Source organism: Nonomuraea sp. NPDC001636, from assembly GCF_040298265.1.
In the GTDB taxonomy this organism is placed as follows: domain Bacteria; phylum Actinomycetota; class Actinomycetes; order Streptosporangiales; family Streptosporangiaceae; genus Nonomuraea.
Window position 1 is genome coordinate 25,668 of the sequence record NZ_JBEOZT010000015.1, and the last position, 21,279, is coordinate 46,946.

General features: G+C 73.7%; 18 protein-coding genes. 11 read left to right on the top strand and 7 right to left on the bottom strand.

All coding sequences use genetic code 11. From position 1 onward, the window contains the following. Positions 1–27: 27 nt before the first annotated feature. The 6 genes from ABT158_RS26345 to ABT158_RS26370 all read left to right on the top strand — a co-directional run bounded on the left by ABT158_RS26345 (position 28) and on the right by ABT158_RS26370 (position 6,116). Positions 28–1,152 carry a PucR family transcriptional regulator gene (locus ABT158_RS26345; protein ID WP_352358034.1) on the top strand — a complete coding sequence of 375 codons (1,125 nt, stop codon included), beginning with the start codon at positions 28–30 and terminating at the stop codon, positions 1,150–1,152. A gap of 103 nt (positions 1,153–1,255) precedes the next feature. Beyond that, positions 1,256–2,152 (top strand): ACP S-malonyltransferase, encoded by an 897-nt coding sequence (locus ABT158_RS26350; protein WP_352357686.1) that lies wholly within the window; start codon positions 1,256–1,258, stop codon positions 2,150–2,152. After that, positions 2,149–3,102: a beta-ketoacyl-ACP synthase III gene (locus ABT158_RS26355; RefSeq protein WP_352357688.1), complete on the top strand. Its 954-nt coding sequence runs from the start codon at positions 2,149–2,151 to the stop codon at positions 3,100–3,102. Before ABT158_RS26350 ends, ABT158_RS26355 begins: the two co-directional genes overlap by 4 nt. Before the next feature lie 81 nt (positions 3,103–3,183). Next, positions 3,184–3,423 (top strand): acyl carrier protein, encoded by a 240-nt coding sequence (locus ABT158_RS26360; protein ID WP_125639869.1) that lies wholly within the window; start codon positions 3,184–3,186, stop codon positions 3,421–3,423. A 36-nt stretch (positions 3,424–3,459) separates the two neighbouring features. After that, positions 3,460–4,692 carry a beta-ketoacyl-ACP synthase II gene (gene fabF / locus ABT158_RS26365; RefSeq protein ID WP_352357690.1) on the top strand — a complete coding sequence of 411 codons (1,233 nt, stop codon included), beginning with the start codon at positions 3,460–3,462 and terminating at the stop codon, positions 4,690–4,692. Next, entirely contained in the window at positions 4,692–6,116 is a 1,425-nt protein-coding gene (locus ABT158_RS26370; RefSeq protein ID WP_352357692.1) for an acyl-CoA carboxylase subunit beta, read from the top strand. Before fabF ends, ABT158_RS26370 begins: the two co-directional genes overlap by 1 nt. Positions 6,117–6,255: 139 nt before the next feature. Here ABT158_RS26370 and ABT158_RS26375 read toward each other — a convergent pair whose 3' ends face one another. Continuing rightward, positions 6,256–6,750 carry a DUF3145 domain-containing protein gene (locus ABT158_RS26375; protein ID WP_352323642.1) on the bottom strand — a complete coding sequence of 165 codons (495 nt, stop codon included), beginning with the start codon at positions 6,748–6,750 and terminating at the stop codon, positions 6,256–6,258. A gap of 175 nt (positions 6,751–6,925) precedes the next feature. Here ABT158_RS26375 and ABT158_RS26380 point away from each other — a divergent pair, with 175 nt between their 5' ends. The 4 genes from ABT158_RS26380 to ABT158_RS26395 all read left to right on the top strand — a co-directional run bounded on the left by ABT158_RS26380 (position 6,926) and on the right by ABT158_RS26395 (position 11,649). Continuing rightward, positions 6,926–7,939 carry a S8 family peptidase gene (locus ABT158_RS26380; protein ID WP_352357695.1) on the top strand — a complete coding sequence of 338 codons (1,014 nt, stop codon included), beginning with the start codon at positions 6,926–6,928 and terminating at the stop codon, positions 7,937–7,939. A 72-nt stretch (positions 7,940–8,011) separates the two neighbouring features. Beyond that, positions 8,012–8,572 carry an RNA polymerase sigma factor gene (locus tag ABT158_RS26385; protein ID WP_352357697.1) on the top strand — a complete coding sequence of 187 codons (561 nt, stop codon included), beginning with the start codon at positions 8,012–8,014 and terminating at the stop codon, positions 8,570–8,572. Continuing rightward, a complete protein-coding gene (locus ABT158_RS26390) occupies positions 8,569–9,030 on the top strand; it encodes a hypothetical protein (RefSeq protein WP_352323638.1) in 462 nt (153 codons plus the stop codon). Before ABT158_RS26385 ends, ABT158_RS26390 begins: the two co-directional genes overlap by 4 nt. Positions 9,031–9,096: 66 nt before the next feature. Then, the gene (locus ABT158_RS26395; protein ID WP_352357699.1) at positions 9,097–11,649 is read left to right on the top strand and encodes a CHAT domain-containing protein; all 2,553 of its coding nucleotides are present in this window, start codon (positions 9,097–9,099) and stop codon (positions 11,647–11,649) included. A gap of 13 nt (positions 11,650–11,662) precedes the next feature. Here the strand turns inward: ABT158_RS26395 and ABT158_RS26400 are convergent, their stop codons facing one another. From ABT158_RS26400 to ABT158_RS26415, 4 genes are all read right to left on the bottom strand, one after another. Next, positions 11,663–12,475, bottom strand: a complete 813-nt coding sequence (locus tag ABT158_RS26400) for a sulfurtransferase (RefSeq protein ID WP_352357701.1) — start codon at positions 12,473–12,475, stop codon at positions 11,663–11,665. Next, positions 12,472–13,584: an alkaline phosphatase family protein gene (locus ABT158_RS26405; protein ID WP_352357703.1), complete on the bottom strand. Its 1,113-nt coding sequence runs from the start codon at positions 13,582–13,584 to the stop codon at positions 12,472–12,474. The genes ABT158_RS26400 and ABT158_RS26405 overlap by 4 nt, the downstream gene beginning before the upstream one ends. Positions 13,585–13,676: 92 nt before the next feature. Beyond that, complete coding sequence (locus ABT158_RS26410) at positions 13,677–14,267, bottom strand: DUF5998 family protein (protein WP_352323634.1); 591 nt, start codon at positions 14,265–14,267, stop codon at positions 13,677–13,679. 96 nt (positions 14,268–14,363) lie between these two features. Continuing rightward, the gene (locus ABT158_RS26415) at positions 14,364–17,033 is read right to left on the bottom strand and encodes a bifunctional acetate--CoA ligase family protein/GNAT family N-acetyltransferase (protein WP_352357706.1); all 2,670 of its coding nucleotides are present in this window, start codon (positions 17,031–17,033) and stop codon (positions 14,364–14,366) included. 167 nt (positions 17,034–17,200) lie between these two features. On the opposite strand from ABT158_RS26415, the gene ABT158_RS26420 reads away from it, so the two are divergent. Further along, on the top strand, positions 17,201–18,094 hold the full coding sequence (locus tag ABT158_RS26420; protein ID WP_352323632.1) for a carbohydrate kinase family protein: 894 nt from the start codon (positions 17,201–17,203) through the stop codon (positions 18,092–18,094). A gap of 51 nt (positions 18,095–18,145) precedes the next feature. Here the strand turns inward: ABT158_RS26420 and ABT158_RS26425 are convergent, their stop codons facing one another. Continuing rightward, positions 18,146–20,233, bottom strand: coding sequence for a RecQ family ATP-dependent DNA helicase (locus ABT158_RS26425; RefSeq protein WP_352357708.1), 2,088 nt, complete (start codon positions 20,231–20,233; stop codon positions 18,146–18,148). Between the two features lie 89 nt (positions 20,234–20,322). Next, the gene (locus ABT158_RS26430; protein WP_352357710.1) at positions 20,323–21,159 is read right to left on the bottom strand and encodes a TauD/TfdA dioxygenase family protein; all 837 of its coding nucleotides are present in this window, start codon (positions 21,157–21,159) and stop codon (positions 20,323–20,325) included. Positions 21,160–21,279: the final 120 nt, after the last annotated feature.

Consider the following 21,279-nt stretch of genomic DNA (forward strand, 5'->3'; position numbering starts at 1 on the left):
GACACCACGCGAAGGCTCGAGCGCGCCATGGGCGCGCTCGGCACGGCGGCGATGGCCCGCATGGACGACCAGCTCCCCTGGTTCCGGGCGCTCAGCGCCGAGGACCGCTCGTGGGTGGGCCTGGTGGCCCAGGCCGGCATCGCCGCGTTCGTGGAGTGGTTCCAGCACGCCGGCGAGAACCGGCCGACGCCCAGCATCGAGTTCTTCGGCACGGCCCCGCGCGAGCTCAAGCGCTCGATCTCGCTCCAGCAGACGGTCGACATCGTCAGGATCGTGGTCGAGGTGGTCGAGGCCCAGACCGACGAGCTGGCCGCGCCGGGCGGCGAGGACCAGCTCCAGCAGGCCATGCTGCGCTACACCCGCGACGTGGCCTTCGCCGCCGCGCACGTCTACGCCCGCGAGGCCGAGGCCCGCGGCTCCTGGGACGCCAGGCTGGAGGCGCTGATCGTCGACGCGCTGGTGCGCGGCGAGGTCGACGACGGCCTCCACTCCTGGGCCGCCGCCCTCGGCTGGACCTCCTCCCCCGTCGTCGTGATCGCCGGGCACGCCCCCGACGACGACCCGCGCGCGGTCATCGACGGCCTGCGCGACAAAGGCCGCCGCATCGGCATGGACCTGCTGGCCGGCGTCCAGGCCGACCGGCTGATCGTGATCGTGGGCGGCGCCGACAGCGTCCACGACGCGGCCCGGCAGGTGGTGGCGCGCTTCGGCGTGGGCCCGATCGTCATCGGTCCCGAGGTGCCCGACCTGCACGCCGCCGCGCGGTCGGCGCGGGCCGCGCTGGCCGGGCTGAAGGCGTCCGCGGGCTGGCCGGACGCCCCCAGGCCGGTGCACGCCGAGGACCTGCTGGCCGAACGCGCCCTCGACGGCGACGCCGACGCCAGGGAGCAGCTCATCGAGAACGTCTACCTGCCGTTGGCCGGCACACCCCTGCTCGATACGCTGGCCACCTACCTCGAACAGGGCACCTCCCTGGAGGCGACGGCCCGGCTGCTGTTCGTGCACCCGAACACGGTCCGCTACCGTCTGAAGAAGATCACCGAGCTCACGGGCTACCAGCCCACCGAGGGCAGGTCGGCCTTCACGCTGCAGGTCGGTCTCATCCTGGGCCGGCTTTCCGAAGGCGCCGCGGCATGGCGGGCCCTAACGTAACATTCCCGAAATCTTCACTGTAGGGTTCCTACAAAGCACCCGGGACAAAGTTCGTACGGATCTCCATCCGCGTGTCGAAGTTCTACAGGGCATGGTGGTTTTTGTGCTTGTACTCGTCGCTCCGGGCCAAGGCGCCCAAACCCCAGGCTTCCTGACCCCCTGGCTAGAGCTGCCCGGTCTGGCCGACAGACTCGGCGCCTGGTCGGAGGTCGCCGGGATCGACCTGGTGGCCTACGGCACCACCGCCGACGCCGACGAGATCCGCGACACCGCCGTGGCCCAGCCGCTGCTGGTGGCCGCCGCGCTGGCCGCCGCCGAGGCGCTGGGGGCCTCCCCCGACGTGCTGGCCGGCCACAGCGTCGGCGAGTTCGCCGCGGCCGCGCTGGCCGGGGTGCTCACCGCCGAGCAGGCCCTCGGCCTGGTCCGCGAGCGCGCCCAGGCCATGGCCAAGGCCGCCGCCGTCACCGAGACCGGCATGACCGCCGTGCTCGGCGGCGTGGAGGCCGACGTGCTGGCCGCGATCGAGCGTCACGGGCTGACCCCGGCCAACATCAACGGCGCGGGCCAGATCGTGGCGGGCGGCACGCTGGAGCAGCTCGCCGCCTTCAAGGACGACGCGCCCGCCCGTGCCAGGCTCATCCCGCTCAAGGTGGCCGGCGCCTTCCACACCGGTCACATGGCCCCCGCCGTCGACGCCCTGCGCGAGGCGGCCTGGAACGTCGTGCCCGCCGACCCGCAGGTCACGCTGCTGTCCAACGCCGACGGCCGGCCCGTCGCCGGCGGCGCCGAGTTCGTCCAGCGGCTCATCTCGCAGATCAGCAGCCCCGTCCGCTGGGACCTGTGCATGGCGACGATGGCCGAGCTGGGCGTGACCAAGATGATCGAGCTGCTGCCCGGCGGCACGCTGACGGGGCTCGCCAAGCGCGGCCTGCGCGGCGTCGAGACCGTGGCGCTGAAGACACCCGACGACCTCGACGCGGCCAGGGAGCTGATCAAGTGAGGATCCCCGACATCGCCCCCGGCGCCCGGATTCTGGCCTTGGGCCATTACCAGCCGGACAACGTCGTCACCAACGACGACCTGGCCAAGACCATGGACACCAACGACGAGTGGATCCAGTCCCGCGTCGGGATCAAGGAGCGCCGGGTCGCCTCGGCCACCGAGTCCGTCGAGGACATGGCGGTCCAGGCCGGCGGCAAGGCGCTGGCCGCCAGCGGCCTGACCCCCGACGAGGTCGACCTGGTGATCGTGGCCACCTGCACGCTGGAGACCCAGATCCCCAACGCCGCGGCGGTCGTGGCCCACCGGCTGGGCATCAAGTCCCCTGGCGCCTTCGACGTCAACGCCGCCTGCGCCGGCTTCTGCTACGCGCTGGCCACCGCCAGCGCCGCCGTCCGCGGCGGCGCGGCCAGGAACGTGCTGGTCGTCGGCTCGGAGAAGCTGTCGCAGTGGGTCGACTGGACCGACCGGTCCACGGCCGTGATCTTCGCCGACGGCGCCGGCGCCGCGGTGGTCGGCCCGACCGACACGCCCGGCATCGGCCCGGTCGTCTGGGGCAGCGCCGGCGACAAGTCCGAGGCCATCTCCATCGCCGACCGCACGAAGTTCCTCGCCCAGGAGGGCCAGACGGTCTTCCGCTGGGCCACCGCGCTGCACCCGGTGGCCCTGGAGGCGTGTGCCCGCGCCGGGGTCGACCCCTCGGAGCTGGCGGCGTTCGTCCCCCACCAGGCCAACCTGCGCATCATCGAGGCCATCGCGCGCAAGCTCGGTGCCGACAAGGCCGTCATCGGCCGCGACATCGTCACCGCGGGCAACACGTCGGCGGCCTCCATCCCGCTCGCGCTCTCGCGGATGCTGGAGCGCGGCGAGGTCCGCTCAGGCGACCTCGCGCTCATCCTCGGCTTCGGCGCCGGTCTGACCTATGCGGGCCAAGTGATCGAGATTCCGTAGGATCCGGTACGGCTCCCGCCGTACCTCAGCTCGTACGGCGGAAGCCGTACAGAAACCAGAAAATGAAGGAGAAGTAGCGACATGGCTGCCACCGAGCAGGAGATCCTCGCGGGCCTCGGCAAGATCATCAACGAGATCACCGGCATTCCGGCCGGCGAGGTGACCCCCGAGAAGAGCTTCGTCGACGACCTCGACATCGACTCCCTGTCCATGGTCGAGATCGCCGTGGCCGCTCAGGACGAGTTCGGCGTCGAGATCCCCGACGACCAGCTGAAGAACCTGAAGACGGTCAAGGACGTCCTCAACTTCATCCAGGCCTGACACCCAGCAGTTCTGACCAGTAAGGAGCGCGAAAACGTGAGTGCGAACCGGGTACGTGTCGTCGTCACCGGGCTTGGCGCGACGACGCCCGTCGGTGGAGACGTCACCTCGACCTGGACGGCGCTCCTCGCCGGTCAGTCGGGTGTGGAGACCCTCACCACGGAGTGGATCGACTCCGTCCCCGTGCGGTTCGCGGGGACGGCGGCGGTCGACCCCACCGAGGTGCTGCCCCGCCCCGAGTCCCGCCGTCTCGACCGCAGCGAGCAGTTCGCCCTGGTCGCCGCCAGGGAGGCCTGGCAGGACGCCGGCGCCCCCGAGGTGGCCCCCGAGCGGCTGGGCGTCGTGGTCTCCAGCGGCATCGGCGGCATCAGCACCACCCTGACCGCCTACGACACGTGGAAGGAGCGCGGCTGGAACCGGCTGTCGCCCTTCACCGTGCCGATGCTCATGCCCAACGGCCCGGCCGCCTGGATCGGCATCGATCTGGGCGCCCAGGCGGGCGTGCACGCCACCGTCTCCGCCTGCGCCTCCGGCGCCGAGGCGATCGGCTACGCCATGGACATGATCCGGCTCGGCCGCGCCGACGTGGTGGTCGCCGGCGGCACCGAGGCCGCCATCCACGGCCTCAACATCGCCGCCTTCGCCGCCGCGCGGGCGATGTCCACCCGCAACGACGACCCGCAGGGCGCCTCCCGGCCGTGGGACCGCGACCGTGACGGGTTCGTGCTCGGCGAGGGCGCCGGCATCGTGGTGCTGGAGTCCGAGGAGCACGCCAAGGCGCGCGGCGCGCGCATCTACGCCTACGCCGCCGGCGTCGGCTACTCGGCCGACGCCCACCACATCACCCAGCCCGAGCCCGAGGGCCGCGGCATCATCATGGCGATGACGCAGGCGCTGACCGACGCCGAGATCACCGGCCTCGACGTCAAGCACGTCAACGCGCACGCCACCTCCACCCCGGCGGGCGACGTCGGCGAGGTGCAGGCCGTGGCCAAGGCCATCGGCACCCACCCGCTGGTCACCTCGACCAAGTCCATGACCGGTCACCTGCTCGGCGGCGCCGGCGGCATCGAGTCCGTCTTCACGATCAAGGCGCTGCAGGAGCGGATCGTCCCGGCCACCATCAACCTCGCCGACCTCGACGACGGCATCGAGGTCGACATCGTCCACGGCGCGAACCGCTCGCTGCCGCAGGGCGACATCGCCGCGGTCAACAACTCCTTCGGATTCGGCGGGCACAACGTGACCGTCGTCTTCAAGGGGGCTTGATGACCGTACTGGACAGCCGGGTGGTGGGTGAGGGCTCCGGCCAGGAGCCCGCCGACCCCCGCGATCCAGTCGTCCGCCTGGCAGCGCTGCTCGACGAGGGCTCGCTGCGGCTCATCACCCCGCAGGACAACAGCGGCGTCCTGGCCGCCATGGGCAGGATCGAGGGCGTGCCCGTCGCCGCCTTCTGCAGCGACGCGCGCTTCCAGGGCGGCGCGATGGGCAGCGAGGGCTGCGAGCACATCGTGCACGCCTACGACGTGGCCGTCCGCGAGCGGGTGCCGGTCATCGGCATCTGGCACTCCGGCGGCGCCCGGCTCGCCGAGGGCGTCGAGTCGCTGCACGCCGTCGGCCGGGTGTTCGCGGCCATGACCAAGGCGTCGGGCGTCGTGCCGCAGATCTCGGTGGTCGTCGGCCCGGCGGCCGGCGGCGCCGCCTACGGCCCCGCGCTCACCGACCTGGTGATCCTGGCCGACACCGGCCGCATCTTCGTGACCGGCCCCGACGTCGTGCGCAGCGTCACCGGCGAGGACGTCGACAGCGAGGCGCTGGGCGGCCCCGAGCCGCACAGCAGGCGCAGCGGCGTCGTGCACGTCGTCACCAAGACCGAGGCCGAGGCCTACCTCCAGGCGCGCCGGCTCGCCACGCTGCTCGGCCACCAGGGCCGGGTGCGGCCCGGCGCGGTCGAGGAGGTCGACTTCTCCTCGCTGCTGCCGGAGTCCGCGCGCCGGGCCTACGACGTCAAGCCGCTGGTCAACGGCCTGCTCGACGAGGCCGGCGTCGAACTGCACGCCAAATGGGCGCCCAACGTCGTCACGTCTTTGGGCCGTCTCGGCGGCCGGACGGTCGGTGTCGTCGCCAACAACCCGTTGCGGCTGGGCGGCTGCCTCGACGCCACGTCCGCCGAGAAAGCCGCTCGCTTCGTACGTATGTGTGACGCCTTCGGAGTGCCGTTGGTTGTCCTCGTGGACGTACCGGGTTACCTGCCGGGCGTCGGCCAGGAGCACGACGGCGTCGTCCGGCGCGGCGCCAAGCTGCTGCACGCCTTCGCCGAGGCGTCCGTGCCCCGGGTCACCGTGGTCACGCGCAAGGCGTACGGCGGGGCGTACATCGCGATGAACTCGCGGGCGCTGGGCGCCACCAAGGTGTTCGCCTGGCCGACCACCCAGGTGGCGGTCATGGGGGCGGTCGCGGCGGTGCGCGTGCTCAAGCGGCGCGAGCTCGCCGCCGCGCCCGAGGAGGAGCGGCCGGCGCTGGAGCAGCGGCTCGCCGAGGAGCACGAGCAGCTCGCCGGCGGCTTGGCTCGCGCCCAGGAGCTGGGCGTCATCGACGAGGTGATCAAGCCCGCCGAGACGCGCGGCGCCATCGCCAAGGTGCTCGCCCAGGCCACCCCGGCCAGGGGCGCCCACGGCAACATCCCGCTGTAAAGACCAGTTCCACGCGAAAGGCCCCGCACCGAGACCCGGTGCGGGGCCTTTCCGTTGTTCGGGAAGCCGGACGGCTCCAGGGCATGACGTGCTTGCCGCGGGCCGCCCCCGGCAGGCGCTCGGCGGGAGGCGGGACGGGTCAGACGGCGGCGTGCAGCCAGCGGACAGGAGCGCCGTCGCCGGCGTACCGGAACGGCTCCAGCTCTTCGTCCCACGGCCGGCCGAGCAGCTTGTCGAGCTCGTCCTCCAGCACGCAACGGCCCTGGGCGGCCATCATCATGGCGGCACGCAGCCGATCTTCGGGGATCATGATGTCCCCGGCCGCGCCGATGACCGCCGTGAAGGCGCCGAGCGTCGGCGTGTAGGCGTGTCTGGAGCCGTCGACGCCGGGCGAGGGATCCTCGGTGATCTCGAATCTCAGGCGCTGCCAGCCCATGAGGGAGGAGGCGATGGCCGCCGCGATGCCGGCGCGGCCCTCCCACTCCGCCTGCGCGCGCACGACGTTCGGCGCGGCTGGTTGCGGAGTCCACGTCAGATCAACGGGCACGCCGAGGACACCCGCGACTGCCCATTCGATGTGAGGGCACAGCGCGGGCTGAGCCGAGTGGACGTAAAGCACGCCACGAGCAGACACCGGACCTCCCGTTTCGGTACGAGGTGCGCCTTCCCCAACGGCCTCGCCCCGGGATGATCACAAGTGACTAGGGGAAGACTACCGTCGGTCGCCATCGGACACCAGAGGGGGGCCATACCAAGTTGGTGCGGGCGTGTCACGTGACAGTTGTGGCGGGCGGGGAAACAACCGGCTCATGGACATGCAATCTGTCGGCGAGGCGTTCATCCGGCCAGGTCAGGTGCTGGTCGACCGGGGCGCGGTGTCGGCCGCCGCACGCTGGACGCAGGCGGTCTCCGAGGCCGACGGGGTCACCGTCCTGCATCTGTCGGCCGGGGTGGACCCGTGCGAGATCACCGCCGAGCTTCGTGACCGGGGCTTTCGGGCCTCACCCAACCACGTGCTCACCGGCCAGCCGCTGTTCTTCGGCGGACCGGCGTCCCGGCCGTTCCCCACGCCGCCCGTCTCCTTCAGGCCGGCAAGGTCGCGTTCGGACGTGGTCGTGGCCCTGCTCGACACCGGCGTGGCCAAGCACCCGTGGTGGTCGGGCAGCGACTGGTACGCCAGACTCGGCCCGGAGAGCGCCGACGCGGCCCAGGGGGCGCAGGCCGGGCACGGCACGTTCGTCGCCGGCCTGCTGGCCCGCCGGGCGCCGGGCGCCAGGCTGCGGGTCCGCCGGGTGCTCGACGGCGACGGCCTGGGCGACGAGGCCACCGTGGTGCGCACCCTCCACCGCATGCGCGAGGACCCGCCCCAGGTGCTCAACCTCTCCTTCGGCTGCCACTCCTTCGACGACCGGCCGCCGCCCCTGCTGGCCGACGCCATCGGCGCGCTGAAGGACACGGTGACGGTGGCCTGCGCCGGCAACACCGCCTCCGACCGGCCGTTCTGGCCCGCCGCCCTGCCGTGCGCGGTGGGCGTGGCGGCCCTCGACGCCGCCCAGGAGCGCCGCGCGCCCTTCTCCGGGTACGGCACCTGGGTCGACGCCTGCGCCCGCGGCGACTGGCTGACCAGCAGTTTCCTGGACGTCGGCGAGTTCGGCGGCTACGCAGCCTGGAGCGGCACGTCGTTCGCCACCGCGCTGGTGTCGGGGGCCGTGGCCGACGCCGCCCGGCGCGAACCGGCCAAGGAAGCGGTCGAACGACTGCTCGACCCCCGGCAGTCCCGGCAAATTCCCGATCTGGGAGTTCTCGTACCCACGAGTCTGTAGAGTTTACACTCAGTCCTCGGCCAATCACGGTGAGGCAGGATGACCTCCCCGTTCGGGACGAAAGGAGGCCGCATGAGCGACTTGCGCGATCCGGCGGAGCTGCTCCGCGACGCGGCCGACGGCGACCGATCCGCCTGGGACGAGATGGAGTCCCGGTTCGGCCCGCGCATGTGGGCGCTGGCCCGCTCGTGCGGGCTGGGCGAGGCCGACGCCGCCGACGCGGTCCAGGGCGCCTGGCTGCGGCTGCTCCAGCATATGCACGACATCCGCGACCCCTCGCGGGTGGGCGGCTGGCTGATGACCACCACCCGCCGTGAGGCGCTCCTCCTGCTCCGGAAGGAGCCGTCGGGCCTGCTGGTCGCCGATCCGGAGGGCAGGCCCACCTTCGGGGCCGTCGAGGAGCCCGACCCCGCCTCCGCCGTGCTGGAGGCCGACGGCCGGCGGCTGCTGTGGAAGTCGGTCTCCGCCCTGCAGGAACCCTGCCGCACTCTGCTGCAGCTGGTCGCGACCGATCTGGGAAACCAGCAGATGGCGATGCGGCTCGGGTTGCCCGTGGGCAGCGTGGGGCCGACCAGGGCCCGCTGCCTGGAGAAACTGCGCACTCTGCTCTCACTACAGGAGACAGCGCAATGATCAACGACGAGTACTTCCTGGCGGCGCTCCGGCTGGCCGCCGGCATGGATCCGATGCCCGGGCACGTGTCGGCCGCCGCGCGTGACATCTACGGGCTGCGCGTTCCCCAGGCAGTGACCGCCAACCCCGCCGACCACGGCGGCGGCCGGGCGGCGCGGTCCGGTGCGCCCGACCGCGACGACGGCTCCCATCTGGTGCGGTTCGTCACCGACGGTCTCACCTTCGACCTGGAGGTGACCGTGGGCGACGGGCTGATCGACGTCGCCGGGCAGATCTTTCCCGATCCCGGGGAGGGTGCCGCCATCGACGTGCGCACCCCCCACCTGACCCTCACCCGGCAGGTCGCCCAGGACGGCCGGTTCGCCGCCACCGGGCTGCCGCCCGGGTGGCTGAGCATCGTGTGCCACCGTCCCGGTCATGCCCCCGTCCAGACCAGGTGGGTGCGCATCCGGCCGTGACGCCGCCGCCTGCGCACTCGTCCGCGCCGTACGTCCCCACCCCTCCTCCCCGCCGGTCAGCCCGCCATGAGCGTCACTTCTCCCCCACCCGGATCAGCAGCCGACCACGGTCCGCTCGTCGAGGCGGCCGAGGCCGCCGTGCTGCGCGCGCACGTCGATCCCGAGCAAGCCCTTTACGCCGGCCGCACCGTCCTGGCCGCCGCCCGCCGCGCCGAGGCGCCCGAGGCCGAGGCGATCGCGCTGCGCGCCATGGCGCTGGCCGCCCGCGAGCTGGGCGACCTCCTCAGCGCCGAACATTGCCTGCGGCAGGCCATCGCCACCCCGGGCGTCCCGGCCGAGCGCCGGGCCCAGGCACGGCTGTCGCTGGTCACCGTGCGCACCGAGCGCGGGCACCCGCTCCAGGCCCTGCGCGTGGCCGCCCTGGCCTGGGCCTACCTGTCGCCCCTCGACCGCGCCAAGCTCGACACGCAGCGCGCGGTCGCCCTGGCCCACCTGGGCCGCCACCAGGAGGCCATCGCCGCCTGCGACCGGTCGCTGCGAGCCCTGGTGGCCGCGCCCGGCACGGTCGACGACCGGCGCTTCCTGGCCGGCGGCCTGCTCAACCGCGGCCTGATCCACGCCTACCGCGGCGACTGGGACGCCGCCATGCGCGACATCGAGGCCTGCCTGCAGATCGCCCAGTACGCCGGCCTGCGCCACCTGGCCCGGCTGTCGGCCGCCAACCTGCCGTTCCTGGCCGTGCGGCGGGGGGACATCGCGGACGCGTTCGAGCACTACCGCGAGGCCGAGGACACCCTGTTCGGCTTCCCCGAGCGGCTGGCCACGATGCGGGCCGACTTCGCCGGCGCGCTGCTGGCGGCGCACCTGCCCGGCGAGGCCAGGGCGATGCTGAGCCTGGCCGTGCCCGACCTGGAGTCCTCCGGCGCGCAGGTGGCGCTGGCCGAGGCGCGGCTGAAGCTGGCCCAGGTCGAGCTGCTCACCGGCGACCCCCACCGGGCCCGGCAGGTGGCCGAGCAGGCGGCGCGCGAGCTGGCCGAGCAGGAGCGGCTGTCGTGGCTGCCGCTGGCCGGCGAGGTCGTCCTGCGGGCCCGGCTGGCGATCGGGCCGGTCACGTCCGAGCTGGTCACCGATCTGATCAGGTGCGCCGACGAGCTGGAGGACGTCTCCTCACACGTGGCCGCCGCCGCGGCGCTGCGGCTGAGCGCGGCCGAGGCGGCGCTCGCCGTCGACGACCATCCGGTGGCCTCGGCCCAGTTGCGCAGGCTCACCCGGCACGCCGAGCGCGCCGAGCGCTGGATGCCGGCCGGCACCCGCCTGACCTCGCTGGCCCCCGAGCCGCAGACCACGCAGCTCGCGCAGATCCCGGCGACCGTCCGCCAGCACGCCTTGGCCCTGGAGGCGGCGCTGCGGGAGGACGTCACGGGGGCGCTGCGGGCGGTGCGCGACGGGCTGGCCGAGGTGAGCGGGCAGGTGGAGACGTTCGAGGATCCGGCGCTGCGGGCGCACGCGGCCCGGTCCGGTGAGCGGCTGGCCGCCTTCGGGCTGGGCCTGGCGGTGCGCGACGGGTGCGCGGGCGAGGTGTTCGAGTGGGCCGAGCGGTGGCGTGCGGTCGCGGCGCCGGAACACGCGTGCGGCCTGGTGGAGATCGACCGGGTCCGGGCGGCGCTCGACGGCGCGGCGCTGGTGGAGTTCGTGGCCGAGGAGGAGACGCTGCTGGTGGTGCTGATCACCGCCGACCGGCTGGTCCTGCGGCGGCTGGGCGGCGTGCGGCAGGCGCGTGAGGCGATCATGCGGCTGCGCCACGCCCTGCGTCAGTGGGGTGCGGGACTCGACGTGGCCGGTCCCGCGCAGGCGCTCACCGAGCTGACCGGCGCCGGCGCGGAGCTGGAGCGGCTGCTGCTGGGGCCGCTCGTGGCCGAGCTGGGTGACCGGCCGCTGGTGGTGGTGCCGGTGGGGCCGTTGCACACCCTGCCCTGGGGCGCGCTGCCGGGGCTGCGTGAGCGTCCCGTGAGCGTGGCGGCGAGCGCGGCGGCGTGGGTGGGCGCGCGGCGGCGGGCCCGCGTGCGGGAGGGCGCGCCGGTCGTGGTGGCGGCGGCCGGGCCCGAGCTGGCCCACGCGGAGGAGGAGGTGGCCCGCGTGCTGGCCTGCCATCCGGGCGCGCGGGCGGTGCCCGGCCGCCGGGACGACGTGCTGACGGCGCTCGGCGAGGCCGACGTCCTCCATCTGGCCGCGCACGGCGCCTTCCACGCCCGCAGCCCGCTGCTGTCCGGCATCACCCTCGGCGACGGGCAGCTCATGGCCTACGACCTGCTGGGCCTGCACCGCGCGCCGGAGCTGGTCGTGTTGTCGGCGTGCAACTCGGGCATGGCCCGCACCCCGGCGGAGGGGGCGCCGCTGGGGCTGCCGGGCACGTTCCTGGCGCGCGGGAGCTCGTGCGTGGTGGCGGGGATGGTGCCCATCGGTGACGAGGCCGCGATGGCCATGATGGGCGCCTTCCACGAGCTGCTGGCCGCCGGGCAGGCGCCGGACGCGGCTCTGGCCTGCGCGTCGGCCAAGACCGGCCTGCTGGGGTTCGTCTGTTTCGGGGCGGGCGACCGGCCGGTCCGTCCGGCCGGCTGACCGCGTTCCGGCGTCAGCCGGTGGCCACCGGGCGGGCGGGGTCGGCGACCCAGTTCGACCACGAGCCGACGTAGAGGGCCGCGGGCACGCCGGCCAGCTCCAGGGCCAGCACCTCGTGGGCGGCGGTGACCCCCGACCCGCAGTAGGCGCCCACCGGGACGCCCTCGCGCACGCCCAGCCCGGCGAAGCGGTCGCGCAGGACGGCCGGGGCGAGGAACCTGCCGCCCTGGTCGACGTTGCCGGTCGTGGGCGCGCTCACCGCGCCGGGCACGTGCCCGGCCACCGGATCGACGGGCTCGACCTCGCCCCGGTAACGCTCGGCGGCGCGGGCGTCGAGCAGCACGCCCTCGGCGGCCACCGCGGCGGCATCGTCGGCGGTCAGCGTCGGCATGCCGCCGGGCCTGGCGGTGAAGTCGCCCGGCGCGACCTCGGGCTCGTCCTTCGTGATCGGCAGGCCGGCCTCGGCCCAGGCCGCCAGGCCGCCGTCGAGCACGCGTACGGACCGGTGGCCGAAGTAGCGCAGGGCCCACCAGGCGCGGGCGGCGGTCGTGGAGCCGGCGTCGTCGTAGACCACGACCGGGCGCCCGTCGGACACGCCGAGCGCGCGCATGGCCCGCTGGAACTCCTCGGCGCCGGGCAGCGGGTGGCGGCCGGCGGGGCCGGGGGGCGCGGCGAGGTCGGCGTCGACGTCGCAGAAGACGGCGCCGGCGAGGTGCCCCTCACGGTAGAGCTGCACGCCGGGCGGGCCGCCGAGCCGCCAGCGCACGTCGAGCAAGGAGACGTCGGGCAGCGCGGCGAGCTCGGCGGGCGTGATCAGCGCACTCATCGGGTGGATACCTCCAGCAGCGGGACGTTGAGCTCGGCGGCGGTCAGCGAGCCGTGGTAGCCGGTGAACAGCGCCTCGATCGGATGACGGGTGGGGGCGGTGATGGCCAGACCGGCGCGGGGCACGGCCACGACGTCGCCGATGCGGCCCAGCCACGCCTCGCGCACCCGGGGCCCGAACCAGCCGGACTCGACCGCCTCCTGCCTGGACACTACCCAGGCGCGGTCGCCGAGGGTCGCGCGCCACGCCTCCAGGACGTGCCCGGCGGCTCCGGGCTCGGCGTAGACGTGCCTGGCCCGCGCCTCGCCGCCGAGCAGCGCCACGCCCTCGGTCAGCGCGGGCACGCGCTCGGCGTCGAGCTTCTCGGTGGCGTTGACCATGCCGTGGTCGGCGGTGACGTAGAGGGCCGAACCGGGCGGCAGCGACTCGGCCAGCCGCCGGGCTAGGCCGTCGACGACGGCCAGCTCGCCCAGCCACTCCGCGCCACCCCATCCGGACATGTGTCCGACGGCGTCGAGCTTGCCGTAGTAGGCGGTGACGTGGGCGCGGGGCGCGGCGCGCAGCACCTCGCCGACGCGGGCGACGATGTCGTCGACGCCGTCGGCGGGCACGTAGCGCACGCCGCGGTAGACGGCCCTGGTCAGGCCGGAGCCCTCGAACTCGGCGGGGGCGACGTAGACGGCGTCGACGCCCTGGGCCGCGGCTCGCTGGTAGACGGTGGGGGCGGGCTGCCACTCGTCGGGGTCCATCGTCCGGCCGCCGGGGAGGGTCCAGCGCAGGCAGTTGAACAGGTGGCCGGTGCCGGGGACGGCCAGCGTCAGGCCGACCATGCCGTGCTCGCCCGGGGTCAGGCCGGTGCCGAGCGAGCACAGGCTGGTGACGGTGGTGGCGGGGAAACCGGCGGTGAGGGTGCGGGCGGGCAGGGCGGACAGGAAGGGGGCGGTCTCGGGGTGGGCGCGGAGCAGCTCGGCCCCCAGGCCGTCGACCAGGAGCAGGCAGACGCGCGCCGCGGGGTCGAGGGCGAGCGGGTTGGGCTCGGTCAGGCCGAGGGCGGCCAGCAGCGAACCGGGGAGGTCCGCCAGCGACCCGGCGCCGTAGTCCGGCAGCATCCCCACATCCTAGTGGCCGGGGGTGGTCGGGCGGCGGCCCTGACGGTCACCTGGGACGGCCGGGCGAGGCGCCGAACGGCGGGCCGTCGTGGTCAGGCGGCGGCTCGGGCGGTGGCCTCGGACAGGGCCTTGGCGAAGGCCAGCACGTGGGTGACCGCCTCGGGGCCGTCGGCCGCCTCGCTGACCCGCAGCGACAGGTCGTCGGCGGTGATCGCGCCGGTGTAGCCGTGGTCGGCGTCGCAGTTCTCGTCGCCGCAGGTGGCCGGCTCCAGGTCGACGTGGGAGATCGCGCCCCAGCCGATGGTGAGGGTGACCTCCGTGGGCGGGACGCCCGGCACGTAGGAGGCCGGGTCGGGCACCACGCGGGTGACGGCCACCGACTGCACGCGGCTCAGCCGGACCGCCTCGGTGGTGGTGGACGCGTGGGAGGCCGAGACGCCCTCGACCGCCGGGTGCTCGTCGGTGTGGCAGACCAGCAGCCTCGTCGTGGACAGCACCAGGACGGTGACGTGCCTGCGGACCTCCATCGCGGGATCGAAGGTGGCCTCGTGGTGGACCACGAACGCGGTCACGGCCTCCTTGCCCAGCGCGGATTCGACCGCATCGGTGACGAGGTCGGGGTAGTAGCCGCTGCGCTCGATCGCTTCACGCAGGCCCGCGGCTGAGACTCGGGTTTCCCTCATGCCTCCATCCTGCCAGGGCCGCGCAGTGCACTCACCCGCCAGACATAACGCTCTATGAACGTCTTTGTCTAGACATGAACGACATTGTGTGCGCGGTCAGGAGAGCCTTCTCGGGCCGCCGTCCAGGCGTGGTCCGGCCGGGGTGCGCAGGGTGGCGCGGGCGCCCAGGATCAGCACCTCCGACTCGCCCACCAGCACCTGGTCGAGGTCGAGCCGGGCCACCTGCGGCAGGTCGTTGGCCAGGCGGCCCACGCGGACGAGCAGCTCCTCCAGGGCGGGGACGGCGACGGGCGGGTAGCCGTACTCGCCGAACAGCAGCGGGGCCGCGCGTACGGAACGCACCAGGGCGGCGGCGTCCTCGCCGGTCAGCGGGGCCAGCCGGAAGCCCTGGTCGAGCAGCAGCCGGGCGGTCACCTCGCCGAGCCCGAACGAGACCACCGGCCCGAATGCGCGATCCTCGACGACCCCCACGACGGTGGGCACGGCCGGCTGCGGCGCCATGCGCTGCACGGCCAGCTCGACCCGCTCGCCGAGCTGGTCGGCGAACTCGGCGTAGGCGTGGCGCACCATCTCGGGGCCGGTGAGCCCCAGGCGTACGGTGCCCGCGCGGCGCGAGGCCCCCGGGTCGGCCACCTTGAGCACCACGGGCCAGCCGAGCCGTTCGGCGGCGGCCACGGCCTCCTCCGGCGAGCCGACGACCTCGGCGGGCCAGACGGTCAGCCCGTAGGACGACAGCAGCTCGGTGGCGTCGATCTCGACCGGCGGGCCGGGCTCGGCGAACCCGCCCGGCTCCTCCCCCGCCGGGGCCGGGGCGCCGGACAGCGCGGCCAGCACCAGCTCGCGGGCGCGGGCGGTGTCGAGGCCGTCGAGCTCGGGCGGCGGCACCGCCGGATGCGCCCGCCAGGTGGCGTACCGGACCACGTGGGCCAGGGCCCTGACCGCCTCCTCCGGAGCCGCGTACGACGGGATGGAGCCCCGCGCGGGCGTGCCGCCGGAGCCACTGGGCACGCGCAGCGACGGGTGCATGCCGAGATGCCCGCGGAACGTGGCCAGCACCGGCTTGGCGGAGCCCTGCGAGACGCGCAGCAGCTCGGCCGCCACCTCGTCCGACTCGCCGGGGATCGGCGGCATGTAGATCACGACGGCCGCGTCGACCTCGTCGGCGGCCAGCTCGCCGGCCAGCGCCGCGCCGAACTCGGCCGGCCCGGCCGCGGCGCCCAGGTTGACCGGCGGGCGCGGTTCGAGGCCGGCCGAAAGGCAGGAGTCGGCGGCCAGCAGGCCGAGGGCGTCGGAGTTGGTCACGAGCGCGACCCTGGGCCCGGCGGGCAGCGGCTGGTAGGCCAGCAGCTGGCCCACGTCGAAGAGCTGGATGAGGTCGTCGACCCTGATCAGGCCGGCCTGGGCGAACAGGGAGCTGATCGCGGAGTCGGGCAGCCCGAGCTCCTCGGCCGAGTGGCCGGCCGGGGTGCCGCCGCTCTTGACCACCACGATCGGCTTGTTGCGCGCGATGCGCCTGGCCAGCCGGGTGAACTTGCGCGGGTTTCCCAGCGACTCCAGGTAGAGCAGGATGACCTCGGTCGCGGCGTCCTCCTCCCAGTACTGCAGGAGGTCGTTGCCCGAGACGTCGGCGCGGTTGCCGGCCGAGACGAACGACGAGATGCCCATGCCGCGCTGGGCCACGCGCTGGAGCAGCGCGGTGCCGAGCGCGCCCGACTGGCTGAAGAAGCCCACCCTGCCGCGGCCCGGCACGGTGGCGGCCAGCGTGGCGTTGAGCTTGACGGCCGGGTCGGTGTTGGCGATGCCCAGGCAGTTGGGGCCGACCACGCGCAGGCCGTAGGAGCGGGCGATGCGGGCCAGCTCGTCCTGCCGGGCGCGGCCGGACGCGCCGGTCTCGCCGAACCCGGAGGAGACCACGACCAGCCCGTGGACGCCCTTCTCCGCGCACTCCTTGACCACGTCGAGGACGCCCTCGGCGGGCACGGCCACGACCGCCAGGTCGACCTCGCCGTCGATCTCGGTCACGCTGGGGTAGGCCCGCACGCCCGCGACGGCCCGCACCTGCCGGTGGACGGGGTAGACCGGGCCGGTGAAGTCGGCCGCCAGCAGGTTGCGCAGGACGGTCTGGCCGACGCCGCCGGGCTCGCGCGAGGCGCCGATGACCGCGACCGAGCCGGGGGCCAGCAGGCGCGCGATCGACCGCGACTCGGCCCGGTGCTCGCGCGAGGTCGTCACCTCGGCCGAGGTCTCGGTCGGGGTCAGGTCGAGGGTCATGCGGACGACGCCGTCGGCGAACTGGCTCTGCGCGGTGTAGCCGGCCTGCCGCAGGACGCCCATCATCTTCATGTTGGCGGGCAGCACGTCGGCGACGAACCGCTCGATGCCGCGCTCGCGGGCCGTGGCCGCCAGGTGCTCCAGCAGCACGGAGGCCACGCCCCTGCCCTGGTGGGCGTCCTCGACCAGGAAGGCGACCTCGGCCTCGCCCGGCTCGGTGCGGTCGTAGCGGATGACCGCGACCATCTCGGCGCCGATGGTGGCGATGAGGGCCACGCGATTGACGTAGTCGACGTTGGTGAAGCGCTCGACGTCGCGGTCGGACAGCCGGGGCCGGGGGCCGAAGAACCGGAAATAGATCGACTCGGCCGACAGACGGGAGTAGAAAGCACGCAGACGGTCGGCGTCGGCGGGCCTGATGGGGCGCACGTGCGCGGTGCCTCCGTCGGCCAGGACGACGTCGGCCTCCCAGTGGGCCGGATACTGTGCCTCCACGCCACGAGCGTAAACCCGCATCCCACATGCCAAGACCGGCGGGCCTGTTGGGCAACGCTTGTGCATCGACTGCTGCCCGGTGTCCGGGGTCAGCCCCACGAACAGCCCGGAAGCTGTTAGTTTTGCCGTGGCCAGGGTCGTTCTGAAGGCAGCAAGGTGGTGGCATCATGACGCGGGTCGTCGTGGTGGGCGATCTCATGACCGACGCGGTCGCGCGCGCCCGTTACGCGCTCGCCAGGGCGAGTGACACGCCCGCGATCGTGACGATGCACGGCGGCGGCTCCGGCGCCAACATCGCCTCGTGGCTCGCCGTCGAGGGCGCGGAGGTGGCCTTCATCGGCCGCCGGGGCGCCGACATCACCGGCCGCAACCGCGACATGGAGCTGATGGGCTACGGCGTCGACGCCCGGCTCGTCATGGACCCCGAGCGGCCCACCGGCACCTGCGTGGTGCTCGTCACGCACAAGGGCGAGCGCACGATGCTCTCCGACCCGGGCGCCAACGCCGCCCTGTCGCCCGAAGATTTGCCGCGCGACCTGTTCGCCTCGGGCGCCCACCTGCACCTGTCGGGCTACACGCTGGTCAACGAGGGCTCGCGCGACGCCGGTCTCGCGGCGCTCGACATGGCCCGCCGCACGGGCATGTCGATCTCGGTCGACTGCGCCTCCTCGGCGCCGCTGGAGCGCACGGGCGCCGAGCCGTTCCTCGAATGGACCAACGGCGCGAAGCTGCTGTTCGCCAACATCGACCAGGCCAAGGTGCTGACCGGCCGCGACGACGCCGAGGCCGCGGCCAAGGTGCTCACCGCGTGGTTCCCGCAGGTCGTCATCAAGATGAACGCCGAGGGCGCGCTGTGGTTCAGCAACGGCCGCCCCGACCCGGTCCGGGTGGCCGCCGAGCCGGTCGACAAGATCGTCGACGGCACGGGCGCGGGTGACGCGTTCTCGGCCGGGTTCCTGCCGCCGTGGCTGGCCGGCAAGCCGCCGGCCGAGTCGCTGGCCGCCGGCTGCCGGCTCGCCGCCAAGGCCATCATGCACCTGGGCGCGCGCCCGCCGTTCTGACCCGCTCCCCGGCCGGGCCTCCCCTGCCCCGGCCGGGCTTCCTTCCACCCGTCAGGACGTGGTGGCCAGCGCGAGCGGCAGCACCGCCGGCGCGCCCGCGTGCCGGATCAGGGCCGCCGCCAAGGTCATCGTCCAGCCCGTGTCCACGCGGTCGTCGATCAGCAGCACCGGGCCGCCGCACTGGGCGATCGCGGCGCCGAGGTCCTTCGGCATCGCCAGCGTGCCCCTGATCGCCTGGACGCGCTTGGCGCTGTTGAACTGCCGGCCAGGCGACCCCGCCCGGTAGCCCAGCTCGCCCAGGTAGGTCAGCCGGCCCACCTGCGCCAGCCGTTCGGCGAAGCCGCGCACGAGCTGCGGGCGCGTGGCCGACGGCACGTTGACCACGGCCACCGGCCGCTGCTGCCAGTCCCACGCCGACAACACCTGGACGACGGCCTTGAACATGTCGTCGGCCATCGGCCCGTCGGCCCCGGCGAGCAGCTCGCGCAGCCGGTTGCCCCAGCCGATGTCGGTCAGCCGGCCGAGCGCGCGGCCCGGCTCGGCGCCGAGCTCAGGCTTGATCCTGCCGGACAGGTCGGCCAGGCCGGTGGGCCACTGCCTGCGCGCCTCGATCTCGACGCCGGGCCTGCTCAGGCGTTCGCGGGCGGTTTCGACGGCCTGGGCGGCGATCTCCGGCGAGCGGTGGCGGCCGGTGCAGTTGTCGCAGCGGCCGCAGGGCGTGGCGGTGTCGTCGTCGAGGTGCCTGCGCAGGTACTGCTCGCGGCACTCCTCGGTGGTCAGGTAGCGCAGCATGGCATCCTGCTCGGCCTTGCGCTCGGCGGCGATGCGGGCGTAGCGCTCGGCGTCGTAGGCCCAGGGCTCGCCGGTGGACTCCCAGCCGCCCTTGACCCGGCGCACGGCTCCGTCGACGTCGAGGACCTTGAGCATCATCTCCAGGCGGCTGCGGCTCAGGTCGACCGCGGTCTCCAGGGCCTGGGTGGACATCACGCCGCCCTGTTCGAGCGCCTGGAGCGTGGCGCGCACGACGGGCTCGGGCGGGAAGGCCAGGGAGGTGAAGTAGGCCCAGATCTCGCGGTCTTCCGTGCCGGGCAGCAGGATGACCTCGGCCCGCTCGACGCCGCGCCCGGCCCGGCCGACCTGCTGGTAGTAGGCGACGGGCGACTGCGGCGCGCCGACGTGCACGACGAAGCCCAGGTCGGGCTTGTCGAACCCCATGCCGAGCGCGCTCGTGGCGACCAGCGCCTTGATCTTGTTGTTGAGCAGCGCCTCCTCCGCGGCCAGCCGCTCGGCCGGGTCGGTCTGGCCGGAGTAGGCGGCCACCTCGTGGCCCTGCTCGCGCAGGTAGCCGGCGATCTCGTGGGCGGCGGCGACGGTGAGCGTATAGACGATGCCGGAGCCCGGCAGCTCGCGCAGGGTCTGGGCCAGCCAGGCCAGGCGCTGCTCGGCCGAGGGCAGCTTGACGACGCTCAGGTGGAGGCTCTCGCGCTCCAGCGGGCCGCGCAGCACGAACGTGCCCTCGCCCATCTGCTCGGCGACGTCGCGGGTGACGCGGGCGTTGGCCGTGGCGGTGGTGGCCAGCACCGGGATGCCGGGCGGCAGCTCGTCGAACAGCGTGGCGAGCCGGCGGTAGTCGGGCCGGAAGTCGTGGCCCCAGTCGGAGATGCAGTGGGCCTCGTCGACGACCACGAGCCCGGCGCTCTCGGCCAGCTCGGGCAGCACGTTGTCGCGGAAGTCGGGGTTGTTGAGCCGTTCGGGGCTGACCAGCAGCACGTCGACCATGCCCTCGGCGACCTGGCCGTAGATCTCCTCCCACGCCTCGGGGTTGGCGGAGTTGATGGTGACGGCCCTGATGCCGGCGCGCTCGGCGGCGGCGATCTGGTTGCGCATGAGGGCCAGCAGCGGCGAGACGATGACCGTGGGGCCCTCGCCGAGCTCGCGCAGCAGGGCGGTGGCCACGAAGTAGACGGCGGACTTGCCCCAGCCGGTGCGCTGCACGACGAGCACCCTGCGCCGGTCGAGCACGAGCGCCTCGATGGCGGACCACTGGTCGTCTCGCAGCCGGGCGTGGTCGCCGGCCAGGGCCCGCAGCCGCTCCTCGGCCTCTTCGCGCAGCATCGCCGCGTCGGGGGCTTCAATCATGCCCCCCTTATTACCAGCTTCCACCGACGGAACCGGCCCACCGCGCGTCGTGCGGACCAGGCGGCGGGACGAACGCCAGGCCATCTCGCTCAAGCTGTGAGGCGCTCCCGGTCCGCGTGCTCGGGGAAGGCGTTGATCGTGACGCGGTGCATGCGGCGGCGTTCGGTGTAGTCGGCGACCGCGTAGTGCTGGGTGGGGCGGTTGTCCCAGAAGGCCAGCGTGCCGGGACGCCAGTTCAGCCTGCACTGGTACTCGGGCGAGCGGATGTGGTCGATGAGCAGCGGCAGCAGGGCCTCGTTCTCCCGGTCGCTCAGGCCCACCAGCCGGGTGGTGGAGGCGCGGTTGACGAACAGGGCCTTGCGCCCGGTCTCGGCGTGCACGCGGACCACCGGGCGCTCCACCGGCGGCCATTTGGCCTGGATCTCGGCCAGGTCGAACGGGTGCCCCTTGGAGATCGCCTTCTTCATCGACATCGTGATGTCGTGCACGGCGGTCAGCTCGTCGCACAGCCGCTGGATCGACGGCGACAGCGTCTCGTAGGCCAGGTACGTGTTGGCCCAGCAGGTGTCGCCGCCCACGCTCGGCAGTTGCATGCAGCGCAGCAGCGAGCCCATCGGCGGCGTGGGCTCGAAGGTGTTGTCGCTGTGCCATTCGTCCCCGCCCTCGCCCTTCGGGGAGGTCTGGTCGAGGATGTGGATCGGGCTGCCGGAGTCCTTCTTGAACGCCGGATGATTGATCGTGCCGAAGTTGAGTGCGAACTGCAGATGCTGTTCGTCGTCGATGTGCTGGTCGCGGAAGAACAGCACCAGGTGCCGCAGCCACCCCTCGCGCAGGGTCGCGACGTCTTCCGGGGAGAGGGGTTTGCGCAGATCGACCCCGGTGACCTCGGCGCCGATGTGCTTGGTCACGGGATGGAACTCGATCATGGCGAAGCCTCCGGAGGCGGGTGGACGGGGTCCTCGCCTCCGACGTTAAGACCCAAGCAATTGCTTGGTCAAGACCGGGGCGGCGCGCCGACGAGTCGCGGGCACCCGAGTCTCTTCGGC